Consider the following 22,346-nt stretch of genomic DNA (forward strand, 5'->3'; position numbering starts at 1 on the left):
CGGGCCCTTCTTTTTCTGCAAATGCGATATCGGATGCCTGATCACGACGGCACTGGGTTGGGCTGGCGAGACCGCAGACGCGGACGCACGAGCATGCCGCCATAAAGTGCCGCGTAGCCGAGAAAGGCCAACGTCCAGGCAGCGGCCGAAACATGCAGCAAGGCCGTTACGTCGGGAATGAAGGCGTAGGCCACGCGCAGCACGGCCGAGACAACGACAGCTGAAAAGACCAGGCAGGTTGCGTTGCTGGCGTGCAGTTCGCGCCCCGTGTGCCCGAGCGTCGCCCGCGCCATAACCGCCAGCGTCATGGTTCCGATCGCGCCCGCGCTGAGCGCGTGCAGACTTGCGGCCGGTGGCACGGCTTCGGGCAGAAGGGACGCAAGACCGGCCAGTAGGAACCCGGCCGGCACGAAGGCGTAGGCAACGTGCAGGACGAGCACCAACGGATCGCGCCAGGTGCGCTCGCCAGCCCAGCGGCACAGCCTCGCAATGTTGAGTCCCCCTGCGCCAAGCAGCATAAGCCCGCTTGCGGAATGATCCGGAAAGCAGGTCCAGGCCACAAGCGCGAGCGCCGAGCAGACAATTGTCGCGGCATCGAAGCCATTGAACGGCACCGGCAACCGCCCAGGATTTTCGCGCACCAGCCAGTTTCGGGTGAAGCTCGGTATTATGCGCCCGCCGATGATCATGACGAGGAGGACGGTCGCGCCGATGCCGAGCTTACGAGCAATGTCCGTTTCCCCCTTTAAGTGCGCCTCCAGATGGAAGACAACGTTGGCAACGAAGAGAACGCAGACCGGCGCCAGGACCTTGAGGTTGCGCCAATTTCGGCCGGCGACGATTTCAATGGCTGCCGCCACGGCGACCGCAAGCAGGAAAGCGCTGTCGATGACCGCAGCCGCCAGCCAGCGGATGTCGGCCGAGAAGAACACCGCGAAGCGGCCGGCCAACCAAAGCAGCACCAATGCTGCCAGCGGCAGGCCCTGGACGGGCAGCCTGCCGGTCCAGTTGGGTATGGCCGTGAGTAGAAACCCGGTAACGATGGCCGCCACATAGCCGAAGATCATCTCATGGATGTGCCAGTCGACAGGCGCAAAGACACTGGCGGTCTCCAGCCGCCCGTAGAGCATCGGCAACCACATCAGGATGGTGAGGCCTGCATAGAGCGAGCCAAGCAGGAAGAAGGGGCGGAACCCGTAGGACAGAACTGCGGGATAATTGCCAGGCCGGACACGAGGAATGGCCATGATGCACTCCTTTCAAAAAGCAAAGGCCGGGCAGAGCCTGTCTACCCGGCCGGTTCTCAAGACCTGTTAAGCGTAACCGCCGGCTCAGTTGCCCGCGGGCACTTTCGCCAGAAGCTCCTCGAACACCTTCTTGGCCTTGCCGATCTGCTTGACCGCCTTGGCTTGTTCGAGATTGGTCGGCTTGCCCACCACAACCAGGGCCACCATGCCCATGCCGTAGTGCGGCGTGCATTTGACGCCATAGACGCCTTCCTTGTCGAGCGTGACAGTGATCTGCTCACTCATATTGCCCTTAAAGGGCGTCGCCCCATCGGGGATCATGTCCTTGATGCTCTCGGCATCATGGGACTTGTCCGTCGGCACGAAGGTAACGGTGTCGCCGGGTGCCGCGACGATGAAATCGGGCTGGAACACCATGGAGCCCCTTTCGCCCCTGTTCAGCATCTGGACCTGATGATCGGCGGCCTGAGCAGCGCCGGCCAGGAGGATGGTTGCGAAGGCGGCCGCAATTGCCACTGCATGTTTCATCGTCTTTTTCCTTTGTCCTTGCATTACGGCTCCAGCCGTCGGCCTTGTTTAGGATGCACACGCATCGGAAACTTTGATGCAGCGCAAACTTGAGCAGAATTTCAGGAATTCGGCGCCGCTTGCCGCCGTCCGCCGGCCTGTGACATTGTGGCGCTCGACAGCGGTCCATGAATGCGCGCACTGGGTTCACGTACCGACCAGGAGGGACAATTGAGCCGACTCGATCGCTCGCTGATTGCCGGCATACCGATATTCCAGGGAATGGCCCCGGCCGATCTGGACGGCATACTCCATAAGGCGCGGTCGCAGCGCATTGCCAAAGACCAGACGGTCTTCGAGCAGGAAGGCGAGGCACATTCCTTCTTCCTGCTGCTGGACGGCCATGTCCGCGTCGTGAAGACGACTCCGGACGGCCAGCAGGTGATCGTCCGCTACATCAGCCCCGGCGAATTGATGGGCATAGCGCATGCGCTCGGACGCACCACCTATCCGGCCAGCGCGGTCGCCGCCGTCGATTGCGTGGTGCTGGCTTGGCCGGGCCCTGTATGGCCGGAAATGGCCGCAACATTTCCGAACTTCGGCGCTGGCACTTACAAGACGGTCGGTGCCCGCCTTCAGGAAACGCAGGCGCACGTCGTCGAACTCGCCACCAAGCAGGTCGAGCAGCGTGTCGCCCATGCCCTGCTGCGACTGGTCAAGCAGACGGGGCGGAAGACCGAGGACGGCATCCTGATCGATTTCCCGATTTCGAGGCAGGACATCGCCGAGATGACCGGCACGACCCTGCACACGGTCAGCAGGCTCCTCACCGCCTGGGAGGACAAGGGCCTGGTCAAGAGCGGCCGCCAGAAGGTAACTGTGGTCGAGCCGCATCTTCTGTTCACACTCGCCGAAGGTCAGGCCGACAAAGGCTGACCTACCCCCTTCACTTCATCGCCTTCGCCAGGTCGTCAATCAGCTTTTCTTCGTCCAGGGAATGCTCCCTGGCGGCGTCGGACACCGTGTGAAACGAGGCGATGGGGCAACCGACGCAAAGCATTCCGTGGTTGAGTATGACCCGGATCGTACCGGGCCATTCGCGCATGATGGTGTCCATCGTCATGTCATGGTCGAAACGTGACTTCATCGCAGCTCACCGCTTGTGAAGCCCGACCATGAATGAAGCTACCAGCTGTTTCGTTGCGCGCGGACAAACAAGCGAGCAATCGCGGCGCGTCAATTGCACCGCGATCTCCATTGAACGCGAGCGAGTTGCAGCGATGCCGATTATCGTTTCTGACGTCTGAAACCGGTAATCCTTGCTGGGCGGGCGCGACCGACGGTGACTGCCGCACCCATCAAGAATTTGGGCCCGACGGCGAGCGTCTGAGCGATGCCGATACGCTGCCTGGTCGTCAGCCATCGACAGCCCGATAGTGCCGGCATCCAACCATCGCCAGCCTGTCATGTCACCGTCAAGCGCAACGGCTAGGAGGGGTTACGACCAACCTGCTGGGGGTTGCGATCGCCCCCTCCGCAACCAAAGAGACCGATCATGCGCATCTTGATTTCCACTCTTCTCCTTGCCGCCAGTATCGCCCAGGCTTCCGCCGCCGAGGGCAAGCTCGTGCTCTACACCAGCCAGCCCAACACTGACGCCCAGCAGACCGTCGACGCATTCATGGCCAAGAATCCCGGCGTGACGGTGGAGTGGGTGCGCGACGGCACGCCTAAGATTCTCTCCAAGCTGCGCGCCGAAATCGAGGCAGGCCAGCCGCAGCCCGACGTGCTGCTGATCGCCGACGTCGTGACGATGGAAGGGCTGAAGTCAGAGGGCCGCCTGCTACCCTATCCCGAGGCCGACCTATCCGCCTTCGACGCGGGGCTGATCGACAAGGACAAGACGTACTTCTCCACCAAGCTGATCACCACCGGCATCGTCTATAACACGAAGGCGCCCTTTGTTCCGACGAGCTGGCAGGACCTGGCGAAGCCTGAAGCCAAGAACCTCGTCACCATGCCGAGCCCGCTGACCTCGGGTGCGGCCATGATCCACACCGTGACGCTCACCGGCAACCTCTCCAATGGCTGGGACTTCTACGGCGATCTGGCCAAGAACGGCGCACAGGCAGCCGGCGGCAATGGCGACGTGCTCAAGGCGGTGGCCGGTGGCGATAAGCTCTTCGGCATGATCGTCGACTACATGCCGATCCGCGAGAAGGCCAAGGGCGCGCCGGTCGAGTTCGTATTCCCCATGGAGGGCGTCTCGGCCGTCACCGAGCCGGTTGCGATCCTTTCCACGGTCAAGAACGTCGATGCCGCCAAGGCCTTCGTCGATTTCGTTCTGTCAGAAGAGGGCCAGAAGCTCGCTGCCTCGCAAGGCTACATCCCGGCTCGCACCGGGATCGACCTGCCGGCCGGCTATCCTGAGCGTTCGACGATCAAGGTACTCGGCTACGATGCGGCCGCCGCTCTGACCAACGACACGGCGAACAAACAGAAGTTCACCGAAGTGATGGGCCAGTAAGGTCGGCCTCCTTTGGAAGCTTCCGAACCAATCTCTGCCGCCGGGCGCCCTGCTCTCGGCGGCACGTTCCCGGCCCGCTTCAGGCCCAGTACCTTTGGCGCTTGGGCGATCGTGCTGGTGACAGTCTGCCTGCTCTCTCTGCTGCCGATGGGTCGGCTGCTCCTGGCCGCACTGGCGCCGGGCGGCGAGTTTGACGTCACCGGCTTCGTGCAAAGGCTGGCCACGCCGACCGCATTGAAGGCAACATGGCACACACTGGACACCGCCTTCTTCGGCGCGGTTCTGGCAATCGCGATCGGCGTGCCTTTCTCTGTCGCCGTGGCCATGACCGACCTGCCCGGCCGCCGGGCCATAGGTTTCCTGGTACTTCTGCCCATGATGATTGCCCCGCAGGTGACGGCGCTCTCATGGCTACACCTGTTCGGCCCGTCGAGCGCGCTGCTGAACGCGCTGGGCATCGCCCCGCCACCCGGATCGCCCAACCCGATCGTCGGTCGCGAAGGCATTATTCTTCTTTATGGCGTCCAGCACGCGCCTATTGTCTTCGTCACCTTGCGCGTTGGCCTGGCGCGCGTGCCGCGCGACTTCGTTGAAGCTGCCCGAGCATCCGGCTCCGGCTCGCTCCGGGTTCTTGCGACCATCGTCCTGCCGCTGCTGCGCCCCTATCTCATCGCTGCGGCCGCGCTCGCATTTGTCTCCGGTATCGGCAATTTCGGCATTCCGGCGTTGCTCGGCTTGCAGGTCAATTATCTGACGCTGCCGACGCTGATCTACCGCCAGATGGCGAGCTTCGGGCCGGATATCCTGCCCCAGATGGCGAGCCTGTCCGTGCTGATTGGCATCTTGGCGTTCATTGGAATTGCCGTGCAGGCGGCCGCAAGCGGCCGTTCTCCGCGCTATTCAGGCGGCATCCCGGCTCGCTTTGCACTTGGCCGCTGGCGTTGGCCACTCGCTGCGCTTGCCTGGGGCACCATCGTCCTTCTGCTCGTCGTTCCGGCTCTCGCTTTGGTTACGACGGCTCTGGTGCCGTCCTTCGGCGTGCGGCTGACATTGGATACGCTCACCTTTTCCAACTTCGCCGAGGTATTGACCCGACAGGCCGCTACGATACGCGCCTTCCGTAATTCAACACTGCTCTCGGCCGCCGCCGCGATCATCCTGGCACTGGGAGTAATACCGTTCGCGCTTGCGATGGAGCGGCTTGGCGAACGCAGCCGCCGCTGGTTGCAAGGTGCGCTGGAACTTCCCTACGCCGTTCCTGGCATCGTGCTGGCGATCGCCTGCATCCTGCTCTTCCTACGCCCGCTGCCGCTGATCGGCAGCCTCTACGCGACGGCCTGGATCATCCTCGTCGCCTATCTGATGCGCTTCGCCGTCTTCGCAGCCAAACCCGTGGCGACGGCTGTGCGACAGATTCCGCGCGAACTGGATGAGGCGGCAGCGGCCTGTGGCGCCGGCGCGCCAAGGCGCATGTGGACCATCTCGGCCCCGCTCGTCATTCCAGCCGCGGTGGCCGGCGCGCTGCTTGTATTCATGGGCGCCTTCAACGAGCTCACCGTCTCGGCGCTTCTCTGGTCGGGCGGAAATGAGACGCTCGGCGTCGTGCTGTTCAGCCTGGAGGAAGCCGGGCTTGCGACGCACGCCGCAGCTATTGCCGTCATCACCATCCTTGCGGTGGTTATTATCCTGGCTGTGCTCGACCGCTTCTCGTCGCGCCTGCCTGCCGGCGTCTTGCCCTGGCGCTGAGGCGCCTTGGCCAAGCGCTTCGCCGTTGCGCGAAAATCACGCGTCGGGGATGACCCAGGCGTCGGAGATAGCGACATGAACATGCTCGCCGACCACGTGAGCCTGCGGGTCGTCCAGCAGTATTTCCTCGCCCGTCCCCAAAGAAAGCCGCAGCTCGTGGACCGGTCCACGATAGGTAGATGACTTGACCACGGCCGGGAGCCCGGCGTGTGCAAGCGCCAGCGCTTCCGGCCGCAGAAGGATACGGACAGGCCCTGACTTGATGCCGGCCCCGCGCGCCTCGATCCGGAGCCCCGATATCTCGACCACAGCCAAGTCGTCGCGGTGGTCAACGGCCTGTCCGTTCACGATCGCACCGCGCCCGACAAAGCCGGCTACATTGACATGGACCGGTGCTCGATAGATCTCGATGGGCGATCCCACCTGCAACAGTCGCCCACGATCTAGCACTGCGATGCGATCGGCCAGCGCCAGCGCCTCGCCTTGGTCGTGGGTCACATAGACAATGGTCGCGCCGGTGGCACGGTGGATGTCGCCGAAGACATCAACCATCGTGGCACGCAGATGAATGTCGAGATTGGCCAGCGGCTCGTCGAACAGGATTATGCCCGCATCGGCCACAATGCATCGGGCAAGCGCCACACGTTGCCGCTGTCCGCCCGAAAGCTCGTCCACTTTGCGTGCTCCGAGTCCGGTAAGCCCGACCATGGCGAGCACATCCGCAACCTTCTGCTCGATGGTTCCCTTCTCCAGCCCGCGGGTCCGCAGCGGGTAGGAGACGTTGCCGGCAACATCCATATGTGGCCACAAAGCATAGGATTGGAAGACCATGCCGACGCCGCGCTTTTCCGGCCGCACTTGCCGCACAGGATCGGCGACCAGCTGGCTGCCGAAGCGGATGCTGCCGGCGTCTGGCGCCTCGAAACCAGCAACCAGCCGCAGCAGCGTGGACTTGCCGCAGCCGGAGGGGCCTAGCAACGCGGTGAATGAGCCGGCCGGAAAGTCGAGCGAAATACCGTCCAACGCTTGGATCGCACCGAAGCGGCGCGAAATATCCCGAATGCTTATCTCGCTCACGCCCACTCCTGCCGACAGGTGACTCGAGGCTTTATCTTGGATGGAAAGCGTCGCCGCATGCAGAAATCCATCGTAAAATGCAGAGCGCCATTTCGCATGCTTTTGTGACAGTTCGGCGAAGCCGCAGCGGTAGGCTCGACCAGGCCGCAAGCATTTCTGGTGGAATTCGCATTACTGTCATCCAGAAAGGTTAGGCCTTGCCCGAATTGAAGGGGCAAGGACACATTGAGCACTGCGGAGCGCTCTACCGAGGGACTGGCCATACAGTTGCGTGATCTCGCGCTTTCCTTCGGCGAGACACCTATTCTGCGTGGCGTGTCTCTTGATCTCGCGCGAGGGCGCACACTGGCACTTCTGGGCTCCTCGGGCTGCGGCAAGACCACGCTCCTTCGCTTGTTAGCCGGCTTGCTTTTTCCGACAACGGGGTCGGTGTCCATTGACGGTCGGCAGATGGCCGACGCTGCGACCGGGCACTTTGTGCCGCCGGAGCGCCGAAGGCTCGGCATGGTCTTCCAGGACTATGCCCTGTGGCCGCATATGAGCGTCGCGGGCAATGTTGCCTTCCCGCTCGAGATGGCTGGTGTCGGTCGTGTCGAGATCAACCGCAGAGTCGGGATGGCGCTCCACCGCGTTGGCTTGGCCGACCTTGCCGCGCGCAGCCCCGGCGAACTTTCAGGCGGTCAGCAGCAGCGTGTGGCCATTGCGCGCGCCATCGTGGGCGAGCCCAAGCTGGTTCTCTTCGATGAGCCGCTGTCCAATCTCGACCGCGAGCTGCGCGAATCGCTGGCAGTCGATCTCGCCCAACTTCTCTCCGATCTGTCCATCAGCGCCGTCTACGTCACCCACGATCAGGGTGAGGCCTTCACCATCGCCGACGAGGTGGCGGTCATGCAGCGCGGACAGATCATTCAGCTTAGCGATCCGCAGTCGCTCGTCGAGGGCCCTGCCAGCGCGGAGGTGGCGGAATTCCTCAAGCTCGGAACAGTCGTGCAAGCCGAGCGACAGGGCGGCAGCTGGGCGCTGGCCGGGACCGGCATCCGCCTGGCCATGGGCTCGGAAGGCCCAGCCGACGCAAACCGCGCGCGCGTAATGCTGGGCCGCAAGGCATTGCGTGTGCACCCGGAAGACGAGGCACAAGCGAGCGGACAGGTTGTCCGCGCGCTCTTTCGTGGCGACTTCTACGCGCTCTCAGTTGCGCTTGGCGACGACGGCGGGCGCGTGGAGGTCGAGGCAGTCAGTGAATTTCGCCGATCGGTCGGCGACAGGGTTGGGCTCTCGATCGAGCCTGTAGGCCTTCGCTGGTTTCCGGCGATTTGATCAGGAAAGGAACAAATATGATGCGCGTCTCCCTCTTCGCCGCTGCGGCTGTCTTCGGCCTTGCGCTGTCCTCTTCGACGGCGATGGCCGACATCACTGTCTACACTGCCGGTCCGGCCAGCCTGATTGACGATCTTGCGGCAGGTTTCACCGCCAAGACAGGCGTGAAGGTCAACGTCTTCCAGGCGACCACCGGCAAGGTCATGGCGCGCATCGAGGCCGAGGCAGCCAATCCGGTCGTGGACGTATTGATCTCCGCGTCGTGGGATACGGCCACCGACTTCGCAAAGCGCGGCTGGCTGGTACCCTACACCAGCCCCAACGCCGTCAACGTACCCGACTTCCTCAAGACCGACACCGCAGTTGCACAGGGCGTCTCGGCCCTTGCCATTGCCTGGAACCCGAAGAGCGGCACGCCGAAGCCGGCCGATTGGTCTGACCTGGCCAAGCCCGAATACAAGGACCTGGTCAATATTCCCGATCCGGCGCAATCCGGCTCGGCCTTCGAGCTCACCGCCGCGCTGGAAGCCCGGAGCGGCTGGAAGCTGTTCGACGATCTGAAGGCCAATGGCGCAATCGTGGCCGGGGCCAATGCCGAGGCTCTGAACCCGGTGTTGCAGGGCGCCAAGGCCGCCGTGTTTGGCGCGGTCGACTATATTTCGCTCGCAGGCATGAAGAAGGGCGAGTCGATCGACGTGATCTTCCCGGCATCCGGCACCGTGATCGCGCCGCGCCCGATGATGATCCTCAACTGGTCGAAGCAGCAGGACGACGCCAAGCACTTCGTCGACTACGTTCTCTCCGACGAAGGCCAGGCCAAGGTTGCGGCGACCGCTTTGATGCCCGCCCGCACTGACGTCAAGACGGACCGCCCGCTTATCGGCGACCTCAACATACTTAAGATCGATACCGAGGCCGTTTACTCCAAGCGCGAGGAAACGCTGGCCAAGTTCGCCGCGATCTTTGCCAAGTAGGCATCGGCCATGCAGGCGATGACAGGAGCCTCGACCTCCGCCGGGCCGGTGGAGGCGCGTTCTGCTACAGGGAAGAGCCGCTCCGGCGAGGGCGGTCATTCCGCTGCGCTTTGGATCGCTGCGACCGGGCTCCTGCTCGTTGTCGGAGTACCTTTCACCTTCATCGTTCTGCAGGCGATCTTTCCGGAACTGGGGCGCGGCTCGCTTGCCGCGCCTTTCTCCAGTCTTGGCAAGACGTTGTTCGATCCCCTATTGCCGCGCATGGCACTCAACACTGTTGGGCTGGGCGTTGCAGTCGCAGTCGTCTCCGCGCTGATCGGCGTGCCACTGGCTGTGTTTCGCGGGCTGTTCAAGGTCCCCGGCGCAAAGATCTGGGATGCGCTGATGCTCGTCCCTTTCATGATACCGCCCTACATCGCCACGCTGGGCTGGATCATGACGCTGCAGCCAAACGGCTACCTTCAGCAACTCGCCGGATTCAATCTCGCGCCCTTCCTGTTCTCGCTCAGCGGCATGGCATTTGTCATGGCGCTCAATTGCTTTCCGGTCATCTATTTCGGCGTCTCGCGCACGCTGGAGGCAGTCGGTGGGCGCTACTCCGATGTCGGCCGCGTCTTCGGCGCTTCGCCCTGGCGTGCCTTCTATCGCATAACTCTGCCGCTTTCCGCTCCGGGCCTTGCGGCAAGTCTGCTGCTGGTCTTTGCAATGGCGATCGAGGAATACGGAACGCCCGCAGCACTCGGCCGCCACGCCGGCTTCGAGGTACTGGTGACCCAGATCGAGTTGCGCGTCTCCGACTGGCCCATCGATCTGCCTGGCGCGTCAATCATGGCGCTGACATTGGTGTTGCTCTCTTTTGGCGCGTTCCTCGTGCAGCGGCGTGTACTCTCAGCCCGTAATTTCCAGACGACCGGCGGCAAGCCGCAGGCCATCAACAAGCGCCCGCTCGGGCCACTTAAAGTCCCAGTGCTCATGTTCTTCGCACTGGTTGCTTTCCTTGCCGCCGGTGCACCGTTGTTTGCCATTCTCGCCACCGCGCTGTCGCGCACCATTTCCGGCGGGTTGGTGCTCGACAACCTGACGCTGGCGAACTTCATTAGCATCTATGACGATGGCGCCGGTGCGCTCAAGGCGCTGACGCTCTCGCTTTCCCTCGGTGTCGCAACGGCAATCGTCGCGGGGCTGCTCGGCGCGATTGCCGCCTATGTCGCTGTCAAGACAAGGTCGCGTGGCCGTTTCCTGCTCGACGTGCTTACCATCATTCCCAATGCCTTGCCGGGCATCGTTGTCGCGATCGGGCTGGTGCTCGCCTGGAACCAGCCCTGGCTGCCGGTATCACCCTACAACACCTCGCTTATCCTCCTCCTTGCTTATTGCTGCATCCTGCTGCCGCAACCGGTGCGCTACACCACTGCAGCGCTCCATCAGATAGGCGACAATCTGGAAGCCGCAGCCCGTGTCTTCGGCGCATCGAGAATGGTCGTCTTCCGGCGCATCCTGCTTCCGCTCATCGCCCCAAGCCTTGTCGCCTCCATGCTTCTCGTCTTTGCAGTCGCTGCGCGCGAGTTGGTCGCCTCGCTTCTGGTGGCGCCGGTCGGAACGCATACGGTGGCGAGCTTCATCTGGAGGCAATTCGAACAGGGCTCGATCGGGCTCGGCATGGCAATGGCGTTCGTCACCATCGTGCTGACCACGCTCGTTCCGTTTGCCATTCTCATGCTGTTGCGCCGAGTTGGCGGCAACGACGCGATCCTTTGAAGCAGATCGTGCGCTGCTCTTAGATTTCTAGCGATTGATGAGCCAAAAAATGAGCGACAGCACTATGCTGATCAGCAGCCCTGTAGTGATCGGTGCGTAGAAGGTGAAGTTCGGGCGCTGGACAAAAATGTCCCCCGGCAGACGACCCAGGCCAATACGCGACAGCCATGGCCAGAAAACTCCGCCCGCGACGATGGCGAGGCCGACAATTATCAGCGTTCGGGACATAGCAAGCTACCGCTCAACGTTGAGCCGTGCAGTCATACTGATGATGATCCTGATCATCGCAATCTTCAACGTGGAATGTGAGCGCAGGCCATCAGAAGCTGTTGCGCTCGTGATAGGTTCGCAGGAAGGCCTGGATACGCGCGTCCTCGGGGTGGTGCAGGATACGGCTTGGGACATCCACGCCAACCAGCTCCCCCTTTTCCATGAAGGCCACCTGGTCAGCAACATGCGCCGCAAAGCCCATCTCATGGGTGACAACGACCATGGTCATGCCTTCGGAGGCAAGGGTCTTCATCACGCTTAGCACCTCGCCCACAAGTTCCGGATCGAGCGCGGAGGTCGGCTCGTCGAACAGCATAAGGCGCGGCTCCATGGCGATGGCGCGCGCAATCGCCACTCGCTGTTGCTGGCCGCCCGACAGGCGCGATGGGTGACTGGCCATCTTGTCAGCGAGGCCGACCTTCCTCAGTGCTTCGGCGGCGCGGGCCTCGGCCTCGGGCTTCGGCAGGCGGCGCACGCGGATCAGGCCCTCGGCGACGTTCTGCAGCGCGGTCATGTGCGGCCAGAGATTGAACTGCTGGAACACCATGCCGATGGAACGACGCATCTCGCGCAGCTTGCGACCCGACATTTTGCGGCCACCGGGGCTGACATACCCAATCAACTGCCCGTCGATGGCGATCTCTCCTGAATCATATTCCTCAAGGAAGTTGATGCAGCGCAAAAGCGTAGACTTGCCGGAGCCAGAAGGCCCGATCAGGCAGGTCACTTTGCTTGGCTGGATCGAAAGATCCACGTCTTTCAGCGCCTGGAAAGGGCCGAAATGTTTGTTTACCTTGCGGATCTCGACGGATGACGCGGCAAGCATCCTACGTCCTTTCGATCAGGTGTTTCGTGATGCGCGTTTCCAGCCGGCGGCCGATGCGCGAGATGGCTTCGACCAGCGCCCAGAAGAACAACGCCAGCACCAGGTTTGCCTCCAGATAACGGAAGGTTTCGGTGGACATGCGCTGCACCTGATACATTAGCTCGGGCACGGTGATGATCGACAGGATCACCGTCTCCTTCGTCAGGATGATGGAGAAATTGACCAGCGCCGGCAATGCCGAGACAAGGCTGAGGGGCAAAAGGATGCGACGCACGATGGTCAGCTCGGACATGCCGATGGCGCGTGCTGCCTCCAGTTGGCCCAGCGGCACGGCGAGGAAGCCCGAGCGGAAGATCTCGGCGAAATACGGGCTCCCATAAACGGTTAGCCCGATGAGCCCGGCGGGCAATGCATTCAGCCTTAGCCCGAGCAGCGGGCCGCCGTAATAGAGCACGAAGAGCTGCACGAGAAAGGGCGTGCCCCGGATGATCTCGATATAGCCCTGGAGCAGCCAACCGAGCGGTCGCGGTCCGTAGCGCAGCGCCAGTGCGATGATCAGGCCCAGAACCATGCCGAAGATCGTGCCCAGCACCCAGCAAAGGATGGTGTATCCGAAGCCACTCAGCAGGATCGGCCAATATTGCTGCAGGATGCTCAAATCCATTACACAGTCATCCTGTGCTCAAGGTAACGCCCCAGCGCGGCCAGGCAGAGATTGATCAGCAGGTAGATGCAGGCGGCCGCCAGATAGACCTCCAGCGGGCGGAACGTGGTGGCCGCCTGCGCCTGGCTGGCGCGTGTCACCTCGAGGATGCCGACCACCGATACCAGCGACGACGCCTTGACCAGCAGGATGAGCTCGTTGACCAACGCGGGCAGCGAAATCCTGATCGCCTGCGGCAGGATCACCCGCACCCAAATGTCGCGCGGTCCCATGCCAATAGCGGTGGCCGCCTCGGTCTGCCCGTTAGGCAGGGCCATGATGGCGCCGCGCCAGATCTCGGAAATATACGCGCTGGCGCAGATGCCGACCGTGGCCACTGCCGCGACCAGCGCCGGTACATTGATGCCGATAACCGGCAGAAGATAGTAGACAAGCAAGAGCTGCACCAGCAACGGAACGCCGCGTAGAAAACTGACCCAGACTGCCGCGAGGCGACGCAGCCAGGCCATGCGCGACAGGGCCGCCGCGCAGATCAACGCGCCAACCACCAACCCGAGCCCAATGCCTAGTACCGAGATCAGCAGCGTATAACGCGCCGCCCAGAAGAGCGGCCAGAAACTGCCTAGAAAGGTGGAGATCGAAAACATCGCCGATCCGCGTAGTCTGCCGCGGGCGGGATCACTCTCGCCCGCGGCATGTTGTTACTTGGTCGGGACTTCGCGGGGCAGTTCTGTGTATTTGCCCAGCCACTTCTCCTGAATGGCCTTGATGCGGCCATCGTCCGTCATCTTCAGCAGCGCGTCGTTGACGCCTTTGACGAAGCTTTCGCTGTCGGCGTCCTTGCGCACCACCCAGGCGAAATAGGTCGGCTTGCCGAACGTGGCCGGCTCGAACATGGCGAAGGTTTCGGGGCGGTTCTTGACCAGATAGGCCAGGTTCGGCAGCGAGCCTGCGACCGCATCCAGACGACCGGTTGCGAGGTCCGCATAGGCCTCGTCGGTAGTCCCGTATTCCTTGATGTTCACGCCGCCCAGCTCCTTGCCAAAGGCCTCGAGCTGGCGGAATTGCGCGGTGCCTTGCTGGACGCCGACGGTCTTGCCCTTGATATCCTCCGGCTTCTTCAGCTCGGTGTTGCCCGCGGCATGCACGAGCCCGACGGTGGCGTCCGCGATCGGCAGGCTGAATGCGTAACGCTCGAGACGCTCCGGCGTGATGGTGACCGGCGCGATCACGATGTCGAACTTCTTCACCTCGAGGCCGGGCAATTCTGCGGTCCAGGGAATATCCTGATAAACGGGTTCGACGCCGATTTCCTTGGCTACGCCGTCGAAGAGATCCTTCGTCATGCCTTCATAGGTGCCGTCCACCAGCATGTCGAAAGGTGCGTAGTGCATATCGGTCGCCGTGGCGATCTTGCCCGCGGCCTTAACGTCGGAAAGCTGGTCGGCTACGGCAGGCACGGTCAGGCCCAGTACGGCCAGGCCGAACAGGGCGGATTGCAGTGTTGTGGAAAATGTCATGTCGTTCTCTCTCCCTACTGCACTGTCCAGCGAATATCGCTGGACATATATCTATTGATCATTTTCTTGCGCGCCGCCAGTGACCGACAGCGCGCAAAGTAGACCAAAGAAAAGCGGGCAGGTTCAGTCTGCGTTCGCGAGCGCAAAAGATCGTGACCTGGCAGCCTGCATCGACATGCTGCGAGACATCGGTCGCCGGCTCGTTCCACCGCATGCGGGGCCAGCCAGCTCTTGCCGGTGATTTCAGCACCAGTGGGGAGAAAACATCACGTGTACTGCGTCTTGGATTGGACCCGGCTCAGGCCAGTATACTGATCCACTCGTGGGGAAAGTCACAGGTGCAACCATAGCCCCCAGGCGGCGATAGCCTGGAACGGTGCCTGGCCACGTTTGAAGGTACGGTTCCTCAACCGCTAACGGATGGTGCAGCCGGATAGCCGGCGATGTCGAGCGCGCGCATAACTGTTGCGCTACCTGCTTTCGTTTCTATCGTGACCGTCTGCGCTTTGAGGTCAATGTCGACGCGCGCCGCGGCATCGATGCTCTGGACTGCCTTGGTGACAACTCCGGCGCAGTGGCCGCAGGTCATGTCCGGAACCTTCAACGTAATCATTTCAATCTCCTGTTCTTGATCTGGCGATTGCCGTTATGTGCGGCTTCCAGCGGCCGGAAGGTCAAGCGGCTTTCCTTGTACCTGAAGATTTTTTCGCCGGTTCGCAGTCCAAAAAAAGCAATTCGAAGTCGCTTATTCCTATTATTTCAATGCGTTGTCGCGATTCAAGAAAATTGGCACACTCTCTTGACCTTCCCGGCACTGGAACCTTTAGACCTCTATCCAATCGAGAATGAACAAAGGCCTGGTCCCATGAACGCCCATTCAAATCCCGGCGCTGCCACCATCCGGCAAGGATTCCCAATCGTCGGGATGACCTGCGCATCGTGTGTACGCCGGGTCGAGAAGTCGATCGCCAATGTGACGGGAGTCGCGTCCGCATCGGTCAATCTTGCGACGGAAAGCGCGGAAGTCGCCTTCAGCGGCCAGCCGAACCCGATGGCGGTAGTCGCGGCCATCAAGGACGCCGGTTACGACGTTCCTGCCGAGAGCACGGAAATCCAGATCGTAGGCATGAGCTGCGCTTCCTGCGTTCGTCGCGTCGAGCTGGCGATCGTTGCCGTCCCAGGCGTCTTGAAGGCTTCGGTCAATCTCGCCACGGAAAGCGCGACGGTCGAGAGCCTGGCAGGCATGACGCCGCTCGCGGCCATCGACGCCGCGATCCGCAAGGCGGGCTACGAACCCCGCCGCGTGGATGAAGCAAGCGGCGCCGCGAGCACCGATAGTCGCGAGGAGGCCCGTGGCCGCGAATTGTCCCGGCTCAAGCGCGACCTCGGCATCGCGGCGGCGCTGACGCTGCCCATCTTCGTCCTCGAAATGGGCTCACACGCCATTCCGGCATTGCATCACTGGCTGCTGATGAATGTCGGTCAGCAGGCGCTCTACATAGCCTTCTTCATTCTGGCGACAATCGTCCAGTTCGGCCCCGGGCTGCGTTTCTACAAGAAGGGCGTGCCCGCGCTGCTCCGCCTTGCGCCTGACATGAATTCGCTGGTCGTTCTCGGCTCGTCCGCAGCCTGGGCCTATTCGGTGGTCGCCACTTTCGCGCCGTGGGTCCTGCCCGCCGGCACGGTCAACGTCTACTATGAGGCATCCGCAGTGATCATCACGCTGATCCTGCTCGGCCGCCTCCTCGAAGCCAAGGCCAAGGGACGCACCAGCGAAGCGATCAAGCGGTTGATGGGTCTGCAAGCCAAGTCGGCCCGCGTCGAGCGCAACGGCGAGTTCGTTGACGTTGCGCTCGAGGAGGTTGCGGTCGGCGACGTCCTCCAGGTGCGCCCTGGCGACAAGGTTCCCGTCGACGGCATCGTGCTTTCGGGCTCGTCCTTCGTCGATGAAGCGATGATCTCCGGCGAGCCTGTTCCCGTCAGCAAGGGTGAAGGTGCTGAAGTCGTCGGCGGCACGATCAACAAGACCGGCAGCTTCACCTATCGCGCCACCAAGGTGGGGGCCGACACGTTGCTTGCCCAGATCATCCGGATGGTCGAGACCGCCCAGGGCTCAAAGCTGCCGATCCAGGCGCTGGTCGACAAGGTGACCGCCTGGTTCGTGCCAGCCGTCATGGCCGCCGCTACGCTGACCTTCCTGGCCTGGCTAACCTTCGGTCCCGAACCCGCTGTCACCTTCGCGCTCGTCAATGCGGTTGCCGTGCTAATCATTGCTTGCCCCTGTGCCATGGGGCTGGCCACGCCGACCTCGATCATGGTCGGCACAGGTCGCGCCGCCGAGATCGGCGTTCTCTTCCGCAATGGCGAGGCGCTGCAATCGCTCAAGTCGGTCGAGGTCGTGGCGCTCGACAAGACCGGCACGCTTACCGCAGGCAAGCCCGTGATGACGGACCTTGAGGTCGCCGGGGGCTTCGACCGCGCCGAGGTGTTGGCGCTGGTAGCTGCCGTCGAGGCCCAGTCCGAACACCCGGTGGCCGCAGCGATCGTCGCGGCAGCCCGGGAGGAAGGCCTTGTCTTGGGTGCGGTTGATGCGTTCGAGGCGGTTCCGGGCTTCGGCGTCAGCGCCGTGGTCGACGGCCGTCGCGTTGCGGTCGGGGCCGACCGCTATCTGTCGAGGCTCGGCATTGAAGTCGCGGTGTTCGCGGATATCGCAGCCCAGATGGGCCGGAAGGCCAAGACGCCGCTTTATGCCGCCATCGACGGCAAGCTGGCGGTTGCGATCGCCGTCTCCGATCCGGTCAAGCCGACGACGCCGCAGGCCATCCGCGCCCTGCACGAGATGGGCCTGAAAGTCGCGATGATCACGGGCGACAACCGCCGCACCGCCGAAGCCATCGCCGCCCAACTCGGCATAGACGAGGTCGTGGCCGAGGTGCTGCCCGATGGCAAGGTGGATGCCGTCAAGCGTCTGCGCGCCGGCGGCCGCACCGTAGCTTTCGTGGGCGACGGGATCAACGACGCGCCCGCTCTTGCCAAGGCCGATGTCGGCGTGGCTATCGGCACAGGTACCGATGTCGCCATCGAAAGCGCCGACGTGGTCCTGATGTCGGGCGACCTTCTTGGCGTGACGAATGCGATTGCGCTCTCCAAGGCAACCATCGGCAACATCCGCCAAAACCTGTTTTGGGCTTTCGCCTACAATGCCAGCCTGATCCCTGTCGCGGCAGGTGTGCTCTACCCGGTCAGCGGCACGCTTCTGTCGCCGATGCTGGCCGCAGGTGCGATGGCCCTGTCGAGCGTCTTCGTGCTCGGTAACGCCATGCGCCTCAAGCGCTTCCAGGCGCCGGCCCGCGCCGTCGCCGCCGGGGCTCCGTCGCTAGCCCCTGCCGAATAGCTGAAGCAAAGCGACAATTCGGTCGCTTGACCTCCGCCAGTGTGAACACCCAAATGGCATCATGAACTTGACGCAGTACCTTTCGGGCACGAGACGCCGGCGCGACGACGTTTTGCGCGCGCGAGCAGCGTTTTCGTTCGATATGCTGTCGGCCGGAGCCAGGGCCCTACGCCTTGTGCTGCCTCTGCTTCTGTTGTTGTTCGTCTCGCTGGGCCAGGCGGCTTTAGCGCATTCGGACGGGACCCAGTTGCATCACTCGCATGCGGCCAAAGTCATGTCGCATCACACCAAGTCCGACACCACCTGCTGCGGCGACCGCTCACAGAATGGGGCGGCCAAAAGCTGCCTTGTCCAATGCCTGGCCTCCTGCAGCTATTGCGCGCCGCTGCCGCTGGCTGCGGCACTCCCCGAGATCGCAGTCACATCGCCGGCCCCTTCCACGGACAATCCCCTGCGCGGCGCGATAGCCTCGCCCTACCCCAGACCGCCATCGATCTCCTGAACTGACGCAGAGCCCCGCTCGATCCGGCTCGCCATCGGCCGGACAACAATCAGTTTTGGAGATCAAGTATGAAAACCCTTTCACGCCGCGACTTCCTCGCGGCTTCAGCCGCTGCGTTTTCGGCCGCCGCGGTTCCATCGCTGCTGCTTCCGGCCCGCCCGGCCCGGGCAGACGGCCACAAGGTCATCACAGCAGGCAGACGCGTCATCGAGGTCAAGGGTCGCGCCGCCAATGTCTTCGGCCTGACCCAAGCCGACGGCAGCCACGGCCTGGTCATGAGTGCGGGCGAGAATTTCCACATTCGGTTGGAAAACCGTATCGGCGAGCCGACGTCCATCCACTGGCATGGGCTTACTCCACCCTGGCAGCAGGACGGGGTTGCGGGCATATCGCAAAAGCCGATCCCGGACGGCGGCAGCCATGACTACGACTTCCCGGTCCCACGTCCTGGCACCTTCTGGATGCACTCGCATGTGGGGTTGCAGGAACAGCGGATGCTCGCAGCACCGCTGATCGTGCGTGACCCGGAAGAGGCCAGTGCCGACATTCAAGAAGTCGTGGTGCTGTTCCACGATTTTACGTTCCGCGATCCGCACGAGGTTCTGGCCGAACTCAAGGCTGGTGGACACGACATGCAGATGATGCAGACGTCGCCGTCCGGCCATGCTGGCCATGACATGTCCGGCATGTCGATGGACGACGGCCACATGAACCATGGCGGGATGTCAATGAATGGCATGGACATGGGCGGAACGCAGATGGGCGGCATGGCCCACCTGCAGGATGTGCAATATGACGCCCTGCTCGCCAACGACCGCACCCTCGATGACCCGGAAGTTTTTGCCGTTGAGCCCGGCGGCCGCGTTCGTCTGCGCCTGATCAATGGTGCCGCGAGTACCAACATGTGGATCGACCTTGGCTCGTTGTCGGGGACATTGATCGCCGTCGACGGCATGCCGGTCGAGCCGCTTGAAGGCGGGCGCTTCGAGTTTGCTGTCGCCCAGCGCCTCGACATCCTGCTTGAACTGCCTTGGGAGGCCGCCGCGTGGCCCGTCCTGGCCGTGCAGGAAGGCGGGCGCATGCGCACCGGCATCGTGCTCATGTCCAAGGGCGCGACCGTCGGCAGGCTCACCGAGATAACGGAAGAGGACTTTCCCGCTGTCGGTGCCGGGCTCGAGGAGAAGCTCAGGGCGGCAAAGCCGTTGGCCGAGAGGCAGCCGACACGCCGGCACACCATGATGCTCGGCGAAGCGCCAGGCTACGTCTGGATGCTCGACGGGGCGGTCCATGGTGTAGACAGGCCCCTTGCGGTGAAGACCGGCGACCGTTTCGAGCTGACCTTCATGAACCACACCACCATGTCGCATCCCATGCACCTGCACGGGCATCACTTTCAGGTGGTCGCAATCAATGGCCGCCATATCGCCGGAGCAATGCGCGACACGGTGCTCATTCCCGCCGGTATGGGCATGGTGACCATCGCCTTCGACGCCGACAATTTCGGCAAGTGGGCGCTTCACTGCCACCACCTTTACCATATGGTCGGCGGCATGATGACATCGATAGTCTACGAGGCTTGACGGAAGCGCCCCGGCGACCGTCACGGATCGCCGGGGCGCATGTATCCTGATGAACTGGGTTACGCGCGGCTTTGCGTGCCGGCTGTATGATAGCCGGCTAAATTGCGGGAGCCACCGTCGAATCCTTCATCCGCCAAGCGGCGACGGCCAGCCAGATCATCCACACCAGGCTCAGGACCCAGGCCAACACGATGGCGACCGACTGCGTTGCTGAAAAACCCTCGGAGCCGGCTACCCAGCCCTGCACCATATAGGCAAGGCCCGAGAGGCCCATCAGGTAAGCAGTTGGCCGCGGCAGCCAAGCTGTCCGCAATGCCGCGGCCGCGAGCAGGAGCAAGGCAACGCCCATCGCGAAATCCTGATAGCTCCTCATTCCCCACTCCAGCCAGCGGATTGCCTCGGCGCCCGCAAAGCGTGCCGCCTTTTCTGCGTCCGGGGCACTCGCCCAGGCATTCACAGATTGCTTGAGGGCCACTCCATCGACCGCCTGGAGCACGCCGTACAACGCGAGCGCCACTACCGCTGCAGCGGCACCGAACCGACCCAACCACCTCGACGTTTCAGTCTGAACATCCAGGGCCGAAGACAGGGCGAGCAGCCCAGCAAGCAAGATCGCCATGCTCGCGAACTGGCCTAGGTGCACGGCCGTCCAGATCCCGTTGTCCGCGTATTCGGCGAAGATGGCGTGGTGATCATTGGCGTCACCGCCGGCGTGAAGCTGGGTAACAACGATGTAAAGGATCTGTCCTACGAGCAGCAGGCAGGCCGAATGGCGCATCGACTTACGCGGGCTAGTTGCTTCGAGGTTCATGAACACACTCCTTTCAACGAGGCCGCGTCATGCGAAGGTGGTGGCGGGAAAGACCGAAGTCCTCGAGCTGGCTCTCGCTGAGACCGGCAAGTTCAAGGGTGGTCTGGCGACGGCGGCGATGCAGGACCAGCTTGTCGATGAGGCGGGTAATGAACATTTGGAAGCTCCATTTTTGATGGAGCGGATCTATGCGTTGGCTCTGCCGCTGACTTGAACGTAGGGGCTGGTCTCCGGCCGGTGGTCTCTGATGTCGGCGCTACGCCGGTATCGCCCGAATTTCCACGACTCCACTCGTTGCGAGATTCATGGCATATGAGCCACATGGAGATTGTGGGCATTGGCAGGTTCATTTTCTGGGCGGGGGGCAGCCTTTGGATCGGGCAAGCCTTTCGGCCGAGCGAGCTCCATTCCCACCATGCCATCCAGGTCAGTATCGCCCTGTCCGATCATGTACAGTTCAGAACCAGCGACACGGCGGCTTGGGAAGCCTTCGGCGCCGCTGTCATTCCGCCAGACCGACCCCACACGTTCCAGGCGCCGGGAGGAATGGTGGCGCAACTCTTCTGCGATCCAGAGTCCGCCTTGGGCCGTAGCCTCATGGACCGCTTCGGACGCGATGAGATCGTCGGGGTTCCTCCGGACGAGATCGCGCCGCATGCGAAGTCTCTCCGCGCGGCGTTCGACAACGGCAATGCGGACGATGAGCTGGAGCACATCGCACTCGACGTCCTCTACGCTCTTTCGGGAAGTGCTCCGGTAAACTTGGTCGATGGGCGAATTCTTCGTGCCACTGCCTTTATCGCCGCGAGACTGGCAGAGCCGCTGACCTTGGAAGCGGTGGCCCACCATGCTGGGCTCTCCGCAGGACGCTTCAGGCATCTCTTTGTCGAGGAAACAGGTATCTCGTTTCGGGCCTATCTTCTTTGGACAAGGCTCAATCGAGCACTCGAAATCGGCTTCGGGGGAGCGTCGTGGACCGATGCTGCTCATGCGACGAACTTCGCCGATTCCGCACATTTAAGCCGCACGACGCGCCGGATGTATGGTCTCGCTCCGAGTTCCTTGAGACAGGACATTCCGCCGTCATCGCGCCAGATGACGGCATAGCCCTTTTATTCAAGTCGGTTTCAGGCGGCAGGTCTATCGAGCCCGCGAAAACACAATTCGAGGGACATCAACATGCCTGCCAAGTTCTCCCGCCGTCATCTCTTCTGGCTTGCACCAGCCGCCGCGCTCGTCGTTGCCGGCGCCGGTTTCGCGGCCCGGATGATGGAACCGCCATCCGACCTTGACCTGTCTTTGACAAAGAAGACTGAGCACGGGTTCTACGTCGCGTCGCTTGCGGCCGATCAGTCACCCGTTCCTGTTGGGGCGATCCATAGCTGGACAGTGAAGGTGACGACCCCCAATGGGAAGCCGGTTGACGCCGTTGCGATCTCCATCGACGGCGGCATGCCGCAGCACGGGCATGGCCTGCCGACGAAGCCCGAAGTCACGCGCGACCTTGGCGCAGGCCGCCATTTGATCGAAGGCATGAAGTTCAACATGGCCGGATGGTGGACGCTGACCGTCTCGATCAACGGTCCAAAGGGCGCCGACAAGGCCACCTTCAACCTGGTGCTCTGA

General features: G+C 62.6%; 22 protein-coding genes. 10 read left to right on the top strand and 12 right to left on the bottom strand.

Features of this window, described 5'->3' with window-relative positions; all coding sequences use genetic code 11:
- Nucleotides 1-41: 41 nt before the first annotated feature.
- Nucleotides 42-1,247: an NnrS family protein gene (locus M2281_RS21940; RefSeq protein ID WP_280823312.1), complete on the bottom strand. Its 1,206-nt coding sequence runs from the start codon at nucleotides 1,245-1,247 to the stop codon at nucleotides 42-44.
- A gap of 84 nt (nucleotides 1,248-1,331) precedes the next feature.
- Complete coding sequence (locus M2281_RS21945; RefSeq protein WP_280823313.1) at nucleotides 1,332-1,775, bottom strand: pseudoazurin; 444 nt, start codon at nucleotides 1,773-1,775, stop codon at nucleotides 1,332-1,334.
- Between the two features lie 210 nt (nucleotides 1,776-1,985).
- Between M2281_RS21945 and M2281_RS21950 the strand changes: the two genes are divergently transcribed.
- Nucleotides 1,986-2,690: a Crp/Fnr family transcriptional regulator gene (locus M2281_RS21950; protein WP_280823314.1), complete on the top strand. Its 705-nt coding sequence runs from the start codon at nucleotides 1,986-1,988 to the stop codon at nucleotides 2,688-2,690.
- A gap of 10 nt (nucleotides 2,691-2,700) precedes the next feature.
- Here M2281_RS21950 and M2281_RS21955 read toward each other — a convergent pair whose 3' ends face one another.
- The gene (locus M2281_RS21955; protein WP_280823315.1) at nucleotides 2,701-2,901 is read right to left on the bottom strand and encodes a DUF1858 domain-containing protein; all 201 of its coding nucleotides are present in this window, start codon (nucleotides 2,899-2,901) and stop codon (nucleotides 2,701-2,703) included.
- A 408-nt stretch (nucleotides 2,902-3,309) separates the two neighbouring features.
- Here M2281_RS21955 and M2281_RS21960 point away from each other — a divergent pair, with 408 nt between their 5' ends.
- On the top strand, nucleotides 3,310-4,281 hold the full coding sequence (locus M2281_RS21960) for an ABC transporter substrate-binding protein (protein ID WP_280823316.1): 972 nt from the start codon (nucleotides 3,310-3,312) through the stop codon (nucleotides 4,279-4,281).
- Between the two features lie 12 nt (nucleotides 4,282-4,293).
- Nucleotides 4,294-6,027, top strand: coding sequence for an ABC transporter permease (locus tag M2281_RS21965; RefSeq protein ID WP_342394280.1), 1,734 nt, complete (start codon nucleotides 4,294-4,296; stop codon nucleotides 6,025-6,027).
- 36 nt (nucleotides 6,028-6,063) lie between these two features.
- Here the strand turns inward: M2281_RS21965 and M2281_RS21970 are convergent, their stop codons facing one another.
- The gene (locus M2281_RS21970; RefSeq protein ID WP_280823317.1) at nucleotides 6,064-7,104 is read right to left on the bottom strand and encodes an ABC transporter ATP-binding protein; all 1,041 of its coding nucleotides are present in this window, start codon (nucleotides 7,102-7,104) and stop codon (nucleotides 6,064-6,066) included.
- A gap of 225 nt (nucleotides 7,105-7,329) precedes the next feature.
- Here M2281_RS21970 and M2281_RS21975 point away from each other — a divergent pair, with 225 nt between their 5' ends.
- Genes M2281_RS21975 through M2281_RS21985 form a run of 3 tightly spaced genes read left to right on the top strand, consistent with a single transcriptional unit; the run spans nucleotide 7,330 to nucleotide 11,153 of the window.
- Nucleotides 7,330-8,421: an ABC transporter ATP-binding protein gene (locus tag M2281_RS21975; RefSeq protein ID WP_280823318.1), complete on the top strand. Its 1,092-nt coding sequence runs from the start codon at nucleotides 7,330-7,332 to the stop codon at nucleotides 8,419-8,421.
- A 20-nt stretch (nucleotides 8,422-8,441) separates the two neighbouring features.
- Entirely contained in the window at nucleotides 8,442-9,395 is a 954-nt protein-coding gene (locus M2281_RS21980; RefSeq protein WP_280823549.1) for an ABC transporter substrate-binding protein, read from the top strand.
- Between the two features lie 18 nt (nucleotides 9,396-9,413).
- Nucleotides 9,414-11,153, top strand: coding sequence for an ABC transporter permease (locus M2281_RS21985; RefSeq protein ID WP_425537788.1), 1,740 nt, complete (start codon nucleotides 9,414-9,416; stop codon nucleotides 11,151-11,153).
- Nucleotides 11,154-11,180: 27 nt separating this feature from the next.
- Here the strand turns inward: M2281_RS21985 and M2281_RS21990 are convergent, their stop codons facing one another.
- From M2281_RS21990 to M2281_RS22015, 6 genes are all read right to left on the bottom strand, one after another.
- Nucleotides 11,181-11,381 (bottom strand): DUF2905 domain-containing protein, encoded by a 201-nt coding sequence (locus M2281_RS21990; RefSeq protein ID WP_280823320.1) that lies wholly within the window; start codon nucleotides 11,379-11,381, stop codon nucleotides 11,181-11,183.
- Between the two features lie 91 nt (nucleotides 11,382-11,472).
- Complete coding sequence (locus M2281_RS21995; protein ID WP_280823321.1) at nucleotides 11,473-12,249, bottom strand: amino acid ABC transporter ATP-binding protein; 777 nt, start codon at nucleotides 12,247-12,249, stop codon at nucleotides 11,473-11,475.
- Nucleotide 12,250: 1 nt separating this feature from the next.
- A complete protein-coding gene (locus M2281_RS22000) occupies nucleotides 12,251-12,913 on the bottom strand; it encodes an amino acid ABC transporter permease (RefSeq protein ID WP_280823322.1) in 663 nt (220 codons plus the stop codon).
- Nucleotides 12,913-13,560 carry an amino acid ABC transporter permease gene (locus tag M2281_RS22005; RefSeq protein ID WP_280823323.1) on the bottom strand — a complete coding sequence of 216 codons (648 nt, stop codon included), beginning with the start codon at nucleotides 13,558-13,560 and terminating at the stop codon, nucleotides 12,913-12,915. Before M2281_RS22005 ends, M2281_RS22000 begins: the two co-directional genes overlap by 1 nt.
- Nucleotides 13,561-13,614: 54 nt before the next feature.
- Nucleotides 13,615-14,433: a transporter substrate-binding domain-containing protein gene (locus tag M2281_RS22010; protein WP_280823324.1), complete on the bottom strand. Its 819-nt coding sequence runs from the start codon at nucleotides 14,431-14,433 to the stop codon at nucleotides 13,615-13,617.
- Between the two features lie 406 nt (nucleotides 14,434-14,839).
- Nucleotides 14,840-15,046 (bottom strand): heavy-metal-associated domain-containing protein, encoded by a 207-nt coding sequence (locus M2281_RS22015; protein ID WP_280823325.1) that lies wholly within the window; start codon nucleotides 15,044-15,046, stop codon nucleotides 14,840-14,842.
- Between the two features lie 252 nt (nucleotides 15,047-15,298).
- Here M2281_RS22015 and M2281_RS22020 point away from each other — a divergent pair, with 252 nt between their 5' ends.
- Together M2281_RS22020 and M2281_RS22025 are read left to right on the top strand one after the other, a co-directional pair.
- Nucleotides 15,299-17,827: a heavy metal translocating P-type ATPase gene (locus M2281_RS22020; RefSeq protein WP_280823326.1), complete on the top strand. Its 2,529-nt coding sequence runs from the start codon at nucleotides 15,299-15,301 to the stop codon at nucleotides 17,825-17,827.
- Nucleotides 17,828-18,397: 570 nt separating this feature from the next.
- The gene (locus tag M2281_RS22025; protein WP_280823327.1) at nucleotides 18,398-19,909 is read left to right on the top strand and encodes a multicopper oxidase family protein; all 1,512 of its coding nucleotides are present in this window, start codon (nucleotides 18,398-18,400) and stop codon (nucleotides 19,907-19,909) included.
- Between the two features lie 97 nt (nucleotides 19,910-20,006).
- On the opposite strand, the gene M2281_RS22030 is transcribed toward M2281_RS22025, so the two are convergent.
- Complete coding sequence (locus tag M2281_RS22030; protein WP_280823328.1) at nucleotides 20,007-20,720, bottom strand: hypothetical protein; 714 nt, start codon at nucleotides 20,718-20,720, stop codon at nucleotides 20,007-20,009.
- 13 nt (nucleotides 20,721-20,733) lie between these two features.
- Nucleotides 20,734-20,877 carry a DUF1127 domain-containing protein gene (locus M2281_RS29275; protein ID WP_425537782.1) on the bottom strand — a complete coding sequence of 48 codons (144 nt, stop codon included), beginning with the start codon at nucleotides 20,875-20,877 and terminating at the stop codon, nucleotides 20,734-20,736.
- A 155-nt stretch (nucleotides 20,878-21,032) separates the two neighbouring features.
- Here M2281_RS29275 and M2281_RS22040 point away from each other — a divergent pair, with 155 nt between their 5' ends.
- Both M2281_RS22040 and M2281_RS22045 read left to right on the top strand, forming a co-directional pair.
- On the top strand, nucleotides 21,033-21,827 hold the full coding sequence (locus M2281_RS22040; protein WP_280823330.1) for a helix-turn-helix transcriptional regulator: 795 nt from the start codon (nucleotides 21,033-21,035) through the stop codon (nucleotides 21,825-21,827).
- 72 nt (nucleotides 21,828-21,899) lie between these two features.
- Nucleotides 21,900-22,346, top strand: a complete 447-nt coding sequence (locus M2281_RS22045) for a FixH family protein (protein ID WP_280823331.1) — start codon at nucleotides 21,900-21,902, stop codon at nucleotides 22,344-22,346.

This window comes from Pseudaminobacter soli (ex Li et al. 2025) (assembly GCF_029892515.1).
In the GTDB taxonomy this organism is placed as follows: Bacteria; Pseudomonadota; Alphaproteobacteria; order Rhizobiales; family Rhizobiaceae; genus Pseudaminobacter; species Pseudaminobacter soli_A.